The sequence below is a fragment of the Streptomyces sp. NPDC088157 genome (assembly GCF_044741545.1).
Taxonomy (GTDB): domain Bacteria; phylum Actinomycetota; class Actinomycetes; order Streptomycetales; family Streptomycetaceae; genus Streptomyces.
In genome coordinates this window covers 1,501,183-1,511,798 of the sequence record NZ_JBIUSU010000001.1, presented here as the reverse complement: position 1 = coordinate 1,511,798, position 10,616 = coordinate 1,501,183, and the positions used below count along the sequence as shown (strand labels likewise).

Below are 10,616 nucleotides of genomic sequence, written 5' to 3'. Positions count from 1 at the left end.
CCGCGCGGGGGCGCCGGGCCGGGCGCGCCCGGGGGGGGCGGCCGCCCCGCCCCCCCCCCCGCGGCCCCCCGGGGGGCCCGCCCCCGCCGCCCCCGCCCCCCCACAGCGGTGAGTAGGAGAACACCTCGGGTAGATCGGCGTCGAGGTACGCCAGGAGGGACTTCACATCCTCCACGGTGAACCCGCAGGACAGAAGCTCACGGATGTTCCGGACCCTGCGTACCGCACCTGGCTCATACAGGCGATAACCCGCCGTCGTGCGGTCGGACTCCAGCAGGCCCTGCTCCTCGTAGTAACGCAGGGCACGGGTCGTGGTCCCGGCTTCCGCGGCCAGTTCACCGATCAGCATTGCAGCCACCTCCGAGTCCGACCATAAGGCTTCACCCGTACGTCAAGGTCAACTCCCGAGCCGGACAACCGTCTTCCCGGTGAACGTGCCGTTCACAAGATCGAGGAGAGCCTGCGGTGCATTGGCCAGCCCATCGATCACCGTCTCGTCATAGACGATCGCTCCCTCGCGCAGCCACGTACGGAATTGCGCGCCGAACTCCGGAGCACGTTCAAGGTGATCGCCCACGGTGAAGCCGCGGATGGTGAGCCGCTTACCGAGGACACTGAGCAGGTCGCCGGGACCGTCGTCGGGACCGGCTTTGCTCTGCCGGTTGAGGGCTCCGCACACGGCGGTGCGGCCATGCGGGTTCATGATCTCGATCGCGGCGCGCAGCTGTTCGCCACCCACGTTGTCGAAGTAGACGTCGATGCCTTCGGGTGCGGTCTCACGCAGCCGGTCGACGATAGGTCCGTCGTGATAGTCGAAGGCCGCATCGAACCCAAGTTTCCCGGTCAGATAGGCGACCTTGTCCTGCGATCCGGCGCTGCCGATCACCCGGGCCGCCCCCTTGAGCCGGGCGATCTGGCCGGCCATGCTCCCGGTCGCCCCCGCCGCACTGGAGACGAAGACGGTGTCGCCGGGCCGTAGCTCGGCCGCGTCCATGAGCCCGACGTAGGCGACCAGTCCGAAGCCCAGGTAAGTGGAGAGCGTCGGGTAGACGTCCCGGTCGACGCGGCGGAACAGCCCGGCCTGCGCCACGGCATACTCGCGCCAGCCAAGCCGGTGCATCACCAGGTCGCCCTCGCCAAGTGATGAATCCGCGGAGGCGACCACTTCACCGATGGCATCGCCGTACATCACCTCGCCGACCTCATAGCAGGGCATCGGCAGGCCGGACTCGCCCGTGATCAGCATGAGCATGCCGGGATCGAGCGACATGAAGAGATTGCGGACCAGCACCTGCCCCGATGCGGGACTGGGAACAGCGACCTCGGTGATCTCGAAGTCCCTGGGAGTGGGCAGGCCCTCAGGCCGTGCGACCAGTCGGGCTTCCAGCCCGGTACGGGAGATGCCGGAGCGGCTGGATAGGGTTGTGCTCCTCGAAGATGTGTCCATGCCGACGACGCTAGGGATTGACCCATGCGTGAAGGTCAAGCCGTCCGGCCGGTGGCGGCCTCGTGGCGTACCTGGAGGCCGAACGGGGCGTCGGCCCGCAGGGAGTGCACAGAACTCGATCACCTCGGGGCCTGGCCTGTGTTGCGCCCCGCCCGGTGCCGCCGCCCACCCGCGCGACCTCTAACGGCCTCGGGACACAAGGCCCTGCGGAGTAGCTCGTGACGCACACCTTGAGAACCCCGCACGGCCGCCTTGCGCCACGTGGCTGCCCCACCAGCATTGCTCCGTCAAGTCGTTAAGCTCCAAGTGCACGCCCGATCTCTGCGAGCTCCTCCTCCGCCAGCGGCCCGAACTCCAGCGCCCGGGCGTTTTCCTCCGCCTGCGCCACCGTCCGAAAGCCGGGGATGGGCACCGTCCTCGGGCTGCGCGCCCACAGCCAGGCCAGCGCGCCCTGGGTGAGAGTGCGCCCTCGGCTCGAGAGGACGGACCGTACCGCCTCGATGCGCTCCAGCCACTGCGGATCGGCGCCACCACCCGCCGCGAATCCCGGCAGCCAGGCAGGCGGTGCACTGCGGATGTCCCCGGAGGCGAGCGTGCTCCCCGAAACGTACTTCCCGGTCAGCAGCCCCATCGCGAGCGGGCTGCGGTTGATGCTCGCGAGGTCGGACGCCTCACACAAGGCGAGCATTTCGGGCGCGTCCTGGAGGACGTTGCAGCGGTGCTGCACGGCCGCGCAGTGCGGGCCCGCGGCGAAGAGGGCCGCGCGCCCCGGGTCGTCAGTGCTCCATGCGTACGCGCGGATGAGCCCTTCTCGTACGAGATCCTCGCAGGCGTCCCGCAGGAGAGCGGCCCGTTCGGGGTCCGCGTCCGACAGATGCAGCTGGTAAAGGTCCACGTAGTCGGTGCCGAGCCTGACGAGCGAATCCGTCAGCGCACGTCGTACGTACGCTGGTGAGTCGTCGCTGCCCGTGAGGACTTTGCTCTCCTCATCGAAGAGGTTGCCCCACTTGGTGGCCACGACGACGTCCGCCCTGTGCCTGCCGAGTGCCCGTCCCAGTACACGCTCGCTGTGCCCGGTCCCGTAGACGTCGGCGGTGTCGAAGAAGGTCACACCGAGGTCCAGCGCACGGCGCACGGCACGCACGGACTCCTCGTCATCGACCTTGCCCCAGCCGAGCGGACTCCCGTCGGGGCCCTGCCATTCCCCGCCGATGGCCCAGCAGCCAAAACCGAGGGCGCTCACCTCGATTCCGCTTCGTCCAAGGGTCCTTGTGTACGGCGCGTGCCTACCGGCGGCCGTCCCGTGCGTCGTCTCCATGCTTGTGAAGGCTAGGAGTTGGAGTGCATGCGAAGGCAACCCCCCTGCCGTGCCACGCCCGTAGGCGTCAAATCAGGTGGGATCCCAGCGTGTCGAACCCGCGGACCGCGAAGCGGTGGACCGCACCACGCACGGTGACGTCGTTGTGTTCGAGCAGGTGCGCGACCTCGGGCACGGACAGGCCGCGCCCCATCAGTGGGCTGGTGCTGCTGTTGGCGGGGATTGGCTACGCAGCCAGGGATCACGCCTGTATCCGTTCCAGGCGACGATCGACCAGATTCCGCGCGAGGGGGACGACGAAAGTGCCGCTCACTACCGAGGAGTCGGTGCCCGCTCCGTGTTCTCAGACCTGGTCGACCGCCCCCGGTCGGGGTGGCGAAATATGCGCAGCAGTACTGTGCCGAGCACACCTGAGCTGGAGAAATACCCGACCTGCCGGGAATCCAGGCTCTGCTCGAGGTTGTCGCCGACCAGCACCAGCTTTCCGGAGGGGACGTGCTGTTCTGGGGCATGGGACAAGGCTGGGACGCGGTCTCTCGGCACAGGCTCGCCAGGGGTGGCGAGCACCCGCTTGATCAGGAAGCCTTCTTTCCCGCGCGGATCGGCGACCACGATCACCCGATTGCGGAGGGCAGTGGTTCCGCGCACCACCAGGACTCGGTCCCGCTCGTAGTAGGTGGGCTCCATGCTTCGACCCCGTACGGTGACCAGGACCAGGTTGCGCCCGAGCAGCAGGGTGAGGAAGCGGGTGAGAGGCCCGAGCCGGGATCCGTGCGGGGGCGGTAGCTTGCCGGAAGGCCAGGACGCAGCAAGCGCGTCGAGTTCTTCCCGGCTGGGCATCACCCCACCTGCCGGCTCGAAGGAGGGGCAGCGAGCTGCGCGGACCGGCCGAAGCGTCACCGGGGTACCGCCACATCGGAGACGGCCGGCGCGGTGCCCGTAGGCCGGTCCTGATAGTCCTTGGCCTGCAAGGTGAACAGTCCGGCGTACGTCCCGCCTACCACCAAGAGCTCGTCGTGGCAGCCCTGCTCCACGATCCTGCCGTCCCGCAGGACCACGATGAGATCCGCCTCCCGCACAGTCCCGAGCCGGTGGGAGATCAGAACGCTGGTCCTCCCGGCACGAAAGCGCCGCAGTGACGCGTGGATCTCGTGTTCGGCCTCCGCGTCGAGGCCGGAGGACGGCTCGTCCAAGATCATCAGTTCCCGCTCCTGGCGCATCAGTGCGCGGGCCAGGGCAACCCGTTGGTGCTGGCCCCCGGACAGGAGAACACCCACGGCAGGATCGGATCCGTCCGGTGCTGTCACGAACTTCCGGGAGAGCAGTGTGTCGTATCCCTGCGGCAGTGCGGCCAGATAGCTGTGGATCCCGGCAAGGCGAGCTGCTTCCTGGATGCGTGACCTGTTCGTCAGAGCCTCCAGGTCACCCAGTCCGATGTTCTCGGCAGCGGTGAGGTCATAGTGCATGGAGTCCTGGAAGACCACGCCGATCCGAGACCGCAGCTCGGCGGGGTCGATCTCCCGGATGTCGACTCCGTCCCACAGGATTGCGCCCCGGGTGGGGTCGTAGAGCCGGCACAACAGTTTCACCAAGGTCGACTTGCCCGCGCCATTGAGCCCGATCAGAGCCAGGGCCTGCCCGTGCGGGAGAAAGAGGTCGACCCCGCGCAGTACCCACGGCAACTGGTCCGCGTACCGGAACCACACGTCTCGGAATTCGATCCCGCGCCGCAGGGGAGGCAGTGGCCTGGGCCGGTCGGACAGGGGAAGGTCGGATTCGAGAATCGTGACAGCTCGGTAGCGGTCGAAGAGGAGCAGTGCTTGGGCCGTCGCCGACATCTGCGTGGCCAGCGCGGCGAGCGCGCCCTGGACGGCCGTGACGGCGGCGGCGAACAACGCGATCCCGCCGACCGACAGGCTGCCGTGACGTGCGGCGTCCACAGCCCATAGCAGGCCGCCGCCAGAGACGGCCGCAGCCAGGCTCTCCAGGCAGAACTGTACGGACAGTTCTCGGCGGTCCATACTTCTGCGGGCTGCGTTGTTGGCCAGGCGCTCGCGCCGCATGGAGGTCCTGAAGAATCCTCCCAGGCCGAATATCCGTACCTCCTTCGCGCCTTCGACAGTGCTCAGCAGCTGGTTGTAGAAGAACTCCTTGCGTTCGATCGGGCTTACGTCCATGACGAGTTGCGCGCGCCTGCGCGAGAGCAGCCCTTCGGCAATCACTGTCGGAACGGCGGCACCCAGGACGATCAGGGCCATGTACGGGCTGAGCACGAAGAGCGAGCCCGCAAATCCGAGGAGCGGAAGCGCTTGGCCGACGATGTCCAGGCCCCCGCTGACGATCTGGATCGGGGCGCTTCGGCTCGCCACCTGAGCGAGCCGAAGCTCATCGAGGAAGCGCGGGTCCTCAAAACGAGTGATACCGACGAACCGGTCCACAGCGGCGAACAACTGGTCCATGGCCGCCACCCCCGTCCGGCGATCCAGTTCTGCGTGCAGATACTGCGATATCAGCGGGGTGACAGCCATCGCGATGCCGACGGCGGCCAAGGCGGCCGCCAGTCCCGCCAGGACGGACAGACCGGCGCCCCGGACGAGGTCGTCCAGGAGGATCTTCATCAACCATGCCGTGGCCAGGGGGAGTGCCCCACGGCAGAGGGTTACGACGGCGAAGGCGGATATGTGCCAGGGCGCCGTTTTCAACACCAGCAGCGCTGCGGCTCCCACAAGGCGGACGGTCCGGGAGAGCCCGGCACGGAGCGCCGGACCTGCCTTGCCCCACGACTGTGCGCGCACGCGATCGCCCCCGCTCATACCGCGGCTGCGGTGGGCGCGGCCAGCACACGGTCGGACGTCACTACGGTCCTGCCGCGTAGGTTGCCGACCCGCAACACCGTGGGTGTGGCGGACGTGCGGAAGGCCGTGCTGACGGCGCCCAGGGGCTCCTCGACGATGACCTGGGCGAAGGGCCGCAGCATCGCCACCAGTTCCCCGGAGGCCGACGCCTCGCCGATCACGACCGCGATCCGGTGATCCCTGCCGGTCTCGTCAGCTTTCGCCAGTCGGATGAAATCCGGGATCACCGCCTTGCACGGCTGGCAGTCGGGCGCGAAGAACGCGACGACGCTGTCGTCCGTCAGGGATTCGCGGCCCAGCGGTTCACCGTCCACGCTGAGCACACTGAATTCGCCGACCTCGTCCCCTGTTCGGATGCCGGCCTGCTGCCGGATGGGGGCGATGATCTCGGTGTGCTCACGCAATCGCTTGATCACGCCGACGGTCAGCAACAGATCCAGCAGACAGAGCACTGCGACCAGCACGACGGCGGCCGTCAGAACGTACATCAGGACTCCTGTGGTTCGATCGGGAAGCGAGTGGACGATCGAGACGTGTCGTTTTCTGTGATGGGCTGGAAGAGCGCGAAGATCTCATCGAGGACTGCCGTCACCAGACCCATGACCAGACCCACGAGTGCCGCCACTAGCGCCTTGCCCGCGCTCGCCGGGCCCGAGGCCGGTACCAGCAGGGAGCTGAGTGCCACCCCTGTGAGCAGGGCGTTGCGCACGATGTGCCGGCCGCCGAGAGGAGTGCTGGAAACTCCGAAACAGGGGCATGTCACCGGCGAGCGTCGTCGTACGGTCCGTAAGATGCCGACCGTGAATGCGGCGAGCAGCCCCGCCGCGAGGAGCTGTCCCATCCACCCGGCCTGCGCTGTCGGCACCGCCAAAAGCGCCCAGACCGCGAACTCCGCGATCACGACCAGCCGTGTCGCGGACCCTTCCAGTGCAAGGGGCACCACACGCATCTGGGCCAAGGAGTGCGCGAAATCCTGATATGACTCGCGGCTGCGTGCTTTGCTCACGGACGAGATCAGGAAGACCGTACCGATGAGGCTCCGTGCCGCGATCTCGAATGAGGACACTCCAGTTCCCTTCTGCAGCGGATCCGACGGGGCCCAGGGGCCGGGTCGGTGGCCCCCGCCACCGGAAGGTCCCGGTGGCGGGGGCAGCGTTTCTTTGCGCAGGCCGAGGGCTCAGCCGCAGATGCCGCGCGTGAACTTGGCACCGTTCCAGTACGCCTCGCAGGGCGCGTTGTAGCCGAAGTGACCCCACGGGCCGTTGTTGCACTGCCAGCACTGGGCGTAGGGGTACCAACCGGGGGCCGCCGCGGCGTCTGCGGTGACGCTCGGCACGACGCGCTCCAGCAGGGCGGTGCCCATCGCTTCGATCTTGGCGAGCATGGCTCATCTCCTTCTTCTCAGGACCAGGCACCGCAAGGAGCGGGGCAGGTCGTTGTGCGCTCACCGTGCCGGTGCGGTCGTCGGGAAACCTTCGGAAAGTCTTGAATCAAGCTGGATTAGCTGATCAGGGACAGGTAGACCGGTGATCACGTAGTCGCGGCTGGAGGGGGCCCTGATGACCGTGCGGTTCGGGATGCTGGGAACCATTGAGGCGTGGTGGGACGGCGTGCCCATGGATGTGGGGCACGCGCGGCAGCGGAGGGTGCTTGGGGTCTTGCTCACTGATGCCGGACGCGTGGTGTCGGCTGATGCGCTGGTGGACCGGGTGTGGGGGGAAGCTGGGCCGCGGCGGGGCCGAGAGGTGCTGTACGGGTACGTGTCCCGGCTGAGGCGAGTGATGGCGGGACCGGGGCTGGACATCGTGCGGGCGCAGGGCGGATACCGGCTGGCGGTGGAAGCGGGGTCGGTGGACGTGAACCAGTTCCGCGGCCTGGTGGACCGTGCACGCCAACTGCACGCGGATGAGCAGGCTGTGGCGTTGTGGGAGGCGGCGCTGGGGCTGTGGCGGGGGGAAGCGTTCACGGGGGCGGACACCCCGTGGTTCAACGCCCAGCGCGACCTGCTGGATACCGAACGTCTCGCCGCACAGTTGGACATGACTGACATCCGGCTGCGTTTGGGGCAGCACCGGCGCGTGGTGAGCGAGCTTTCTGCTCTGACGGAGGCGCATCCGCTGGACGAACGGCTGGCCGGCCAGCTCGCTCTTGCCCTCTACCGCAGCGGCCGGCCCGCCGATGCCCTCGACCTGTGCCACCGGACCCGGCAGCGGCTGGCAGAAGAGCTCGGTATGGACCCCGGGGCCGCGTTGCGGCAGCTCCACCAGGACATCCTCACCGCCGACGCCCGGCTCACACTTGCCCGTCCGGCCGAGCCGCGTGCACCGCAGCCAGGGACAGCGATCTACCGTGTGGAGCGGCCGCAAAGCCTGGTGGGACGCCTTGAAGAGGTATCCGTTCTCCGAGCCGTACTCGACGACCAGAGCACTCAGGCCCCGCGGGTGGTGGAAATCGTCGGGGAGCCCGGCATGGGCAAGACCAGGCTGCTCGCCGAGTTCGGTGAGCTTGCAGCGCACAGCGGCGCGGTCGTACTGGTCGGCCGTGGCGCCGAGATCAGCGAAATTCCATACGGTCTCTTCATCGACACCTTGGACGGCGCTCTGCCAGCGGTGGATCCCGGCCATCCACGGCTGCACGGAGCCGATGGACGGGAGTCGCAGGGCTCGTTGGATGCGTTGACGGCCAACCACCACGGAGCTGAGGCTTCGTTGCCTGCCGAGCGCTTCCGCCGGCACAGGGCCGTGCGGGAGCTGCTGGAGGAGGTACACCCTGGTTTCAGGCTGGTGTTGATTCTGGACGACGTGCACTGGGCGGACGAGAGCAGCATCGAGCTCATCGAGTACTTGGTGCGGCATCCGCCAAGAAGGGCGGTGACACTCGTGCTCGGTTACCGCCCCCGACAGGCGCCGCCAAGGTTGGCCTCGGCCCTGGTGAAAGCCGACGCCGACGGTCACCTGACCAGGGTCGCGCTCGGTCCGCTGTCAGCGTCCGCGGCCGCACAACTGTGTGGTCCGCAGGTCAGCCGCCTGAGATGTCGACAGCTGTACGAGGCTACCGCGGGCAACCCTTTCTATCTGCAAGCACTGCTCCGCCGAACGGGCGACGGGGAGCCGACCGACGACCAGTTGCCGTTGTCCGCGCGTGCCACACTGCTGGACGAACTGGAGAACCTGTCGGCAGGCGCTCGCGTCGTCGCGCGCGCGGCAGCCGTCCTCGACGATCCGTTCGACGCGGAAATGACAGCCGTGGTCGCCCAGGTGGACGAGAGCGACATGCTGGCCGCGCTGGACGAGCTGACCCGCCGAGATCTGATCCGCCCAGTGAGCGCCATCCGGCAATTCGAATTCCGCCATCCGCTCGTGCGGAGCGCCGTTTACGACGGGATGGGAGCAGGCTGGCGGCTCGGGGCGCACGCCCGCGCCGCAGCCGGCCTGGAACGACGTGGAGCATCGCCAGTCGTCCAGGCGCCGCACGTGGTGCGCTCGGCGCGTTCCGGGGACGAGCGCGCTGTCGCGCTGCTCACCCAGGCCGCCGACGATCTGATGTCCAGTGCGCCGGCGACAAGCGCGCACTGGACACGCGAGACCCTGCGCTTGCTCCCCGCCAAGGATGCGCGCCGATCGGAACTACGGCTGAAGGAGGCGACCGCGTTGGGAACGGCCGGACGCCTGCGAGACAGCCGCGACATATTACGCGAGCTGGCTTCGTCGGCGCTTGTCCCGCCGCATCCACGACGCACGCAGGCCGTCGTCTCCCTTGCGGTGATGGAGCGACTCCTGGGGAGGTACGAGGCGGCAACCGCCGTTCTGCGACGTGAACTGGCGCAGAACACCGGACTCTCAGCAGCGGAGGCCACGGCACTCGAGATCCAGATCGCTGCCGCCGAGCTGCGCAATGGCGACTTCTCGCTGGCTGTCAACTGGGGTCGGCGCGCCCTGCTCTCCGCACGGCGAGCGGGTGAACCCGTGCAAGTGGCAGGGGTCCGTGCGCTGCTTGCGCTGGCGCACATCTCAGCCGGGGAGACTACCGAGGGAGCGAGATGCCTCGATGCCGCGGTGACCGCTCTCGATGACACCGAGGACCGGCGCCTCCTGGAGCACCTCGACGCCCTGATGCTGGTCGGCTGGACAGAGATCCTTCAGCGCCGTCACAAGGCGGCCCTCGGCCACCTCGACCGCGGCCTGGCCCTGGTGCGCCGTACAGGACAGAACTATTTGCTCACCGACCTGCTCACCGCGACGGCATTCGCTCACCTGGGACTGGGAAACCTCAGCGAGGCGGCCGCGTATGCCGACGACGCCGCGGAGGCAGCCCTGTTGCTCGGCACCAGCGAACCCCGTGCGCTGGCGATGACTGTGGAAGCCGCAGTCTCCATGTGGCGGGGGGATTTCCCCGCCGCGCTGAAGATCTGTGAGGAGGCGGTCGCCGCGCGCAGGGAAGAGCCGCCGACACGGAGGATGGTTGTCATCGGGATGCTGGGCCAGGCCCAGCTGCTGTGCGGGGATCCGGCAGCGTGCGTGCGAACCGTGCTGGACGGCGGGGGTGGCCGCGAACTGCCCCTTGCCGAGGCACCGGAACGGCCGTTGTGGTTTCGCACCCTGGCCCAGGCCGAACTCGCCCAGGGGAACGTCGAAGCGGCGCAGATGTGGGTGCGTCAGGCAGCCTGTGCCGTGACGCCCGACCAGCCTGGAGCCGTGCACGGTCTAGTGCTGCTGGCTCACGCCGAGGTCGCACTGCCCCAGGACAGCGCGGACGCGGCACGTGCGGGGCTTGAAGCCGCGGCGGCGTTCAGCGCCGCCGAAATGCCGCTGTACGAGGCCTCAGCCCGTGCCATTGTCGCAAGCGCACTGGCCGCGCTGGGCGATCAGTCCGCCAGCTTCGATGAGGCAGCGCGTGCTCAGTGAGTGTTTGAGGCGGTACTGATACCGCGTGGACCGCTCCAGGTCGGGGCACGGCCCTACCTTCGCCCCTCAGCGGAGGCAATCGCCGCGGGCAG

The 10,616-nt window shown here is 68.3% G+C and carries 10 protein-coding genes; 1 reads left to right on the top strand and 9 read right to left on the bottom strand.

What is annotated here, in order from left to right; translation table 11 throughout:
- The 9 genes from ACIPFH_RS06395 to ACIPFH_RS06355 form a co-directional block, all read right to left on the bottom strand.
- A partial coding sequence (locus ACIPFH_RS06395) for a MerR family transcriptional regulator (protein WP_401823650.1) occupies nt 1-349 on the bottom strand: 349 nt, incomplete at its 3' end.
- 48 nt (nt 350-397) lie between these two features.
- Entirely contained in the window at nt 398-1,447 is a 1,050-nt protein-coding gene (locus ACIPFH_RS06390) for an NADP-dependent oxidoreductase (protein ID WP_401823648.1), read from the bottom strand.
- A gap of 295 nt (nt 1,448-1,742) precedes the next feature.
- Nucleotides 1,743-2,765, bottom strand: a complete 1,023-nt coding sequence (locus ACIPFH_RS06385) for an aldo/keto reductase (RefSeq protein WP_401823645.1) — start codon at nt 2,763-2,765, stop codon at nt 1,743-1,745.
- A gap of 67 nt (nt 2,766-2,832) precedes the next feature.
- Nucleotides 2,833-2,958, bottom strand: coding sequence for a hypothetical protein (locus ACIPFH_RS06380; RefSeq protein ID WP_401823642.1), 126 nt, complete (start codon nt 2,956-2,958; stop codon nt 2,833-2,835).
- Nucleotides 2,959-3,077: 119 nt separating this feature from the next.
- A complete protein-coding gene (locus ACIPFH_RS06375) occupies nt 3,078-3,605 on the bottom strand; it encodes a S26 family signal peptidase (protein WP_401823640.1) in 528 nt (175 codons plus the stop codon).
- Between the two features lie 56 nt (nt 3,606-3,661).
- Nucleotides 3,662-5,491: an ABC transporter ATP-binding protein gene (locus ACIPFH_RS06370; protein ID WP_401823638.1), complete on the bottom strand. Its 1,830-nt coding sequence runs from the start codon at nt 5,489-5,491 to the stop codon at nt 3,662-3,664.
- A gap of 83 nt (nt 5,492-5,574) precedes the next feature.
- Nucleotides 5,575-6,108, bottom strand: a complete 534-nt coding sequence (locus ACIPFH_RS06365) for a TlpA family protein disulfide reductase (RefSeq protein WP_401823635.1) — start codon at nt 6,106-6,108, stop codon at nt 5,575-5,577.
- Nucleotides 6,108-6,686 carry a MauE/DoxX family redox-associated membrane protein gene (locus ACIPFH_RS06360; RefSeq protein WP_401823632.1) on the bottom strand — a complete coding sequence of 193 codons (579 nt, stop codon included), beginning with the start codon at nt 6,684-6,686 and terminating at the stop codon, nt 6,108-6,110. Before ACIPFH_RS06360 ends, ACIPFH_RS06365 begins: the two co-directional genes overlap by 1 nt.
- A gap of 111 nt (nt 6,687-6,797) precedes the next feature.
- Nucleotides 6,798-7,004 (bottom strand): hypothetical protein, encoded by a 207-nt coding sequence (locus ACIPFH_RS06355; RefSeq protein ID WP_401823629.1) that lies wholly within the window; start codon nt 7,002-7,004, stop codon nt 6,798-6,800.
- Nucleotides 7,005-7,179: 175 nt separating this feature from the next.
- Here ACIPFH_RS06355 and ACIPFH_RS06350 point away from each other — a divergent pair, with 175 nt between their 5' ends.
- Complete coding sequence (locus ACIPFH_RS06350) at nt 7,180-10,524, top strand: BTAD domain-containing putative transcriptional regulator (protein WP_401823627.1); 3,345 nt, start codon at nt 7,180-7,182, stop codon at nt 10,522-10,524.
- The last annotated feature ends 92 nt before the right edge of the window (nt 10,525-10,616 follow it).

Coding starts and splice junctions, on each gene's coding strand:
- ACIPFH_RS06390 (WP_401823648.1), bottom strand. CDS start 1,447: ATGGACACATCTTCGAGGAGCACAACCCTATCCAGCCGCTCCGGCATC.
- ACIPFH_RS06385 (WP_401823645.1), bottom strand. CDS start 2,765: ATGGAGACGACGCACGGGACGGCCGCCGGTAGGCACGCGCCGTACACA.
- ACIPFH_RS06380 (WP_401823642.1), bottom strand. CDS start 2,958: ATGGGGCGCGGCCTGTCCGTGCCCGAGGTCGCGCACCTGCTCGAACAC.
- ACIPFH_RS06375 (WP_401823640.1), bottom strand. CDS start 3,605: ATGCCCAGCCGGGAAGAACTCGACGCGCTTGCTGCGTCCTGGCCTTCC.
- ACIPFH_RS06365 (WP_401823635.1), bottom strand. CDS start 6,108: ATGTACGTTCTGACGGCCGCCGTCGTGCTGGTCGCAGTGCTCTGTCTG.
- ACIPFH_RS06355 (WP_401823629.1), bottom strand. CDS start 7,004: ATGCTCGCCAAGATCGAAGCGATGGGCACCGCCCTGCTGGAGCGCGTC.
- ACIPFH_RS06350 (WP_401823627.1), top strand. CDS start 7,180: ATGACCGTGCGGTTCGGGATGCTGGGAACCATTGAGGCGTGGTGGGAC.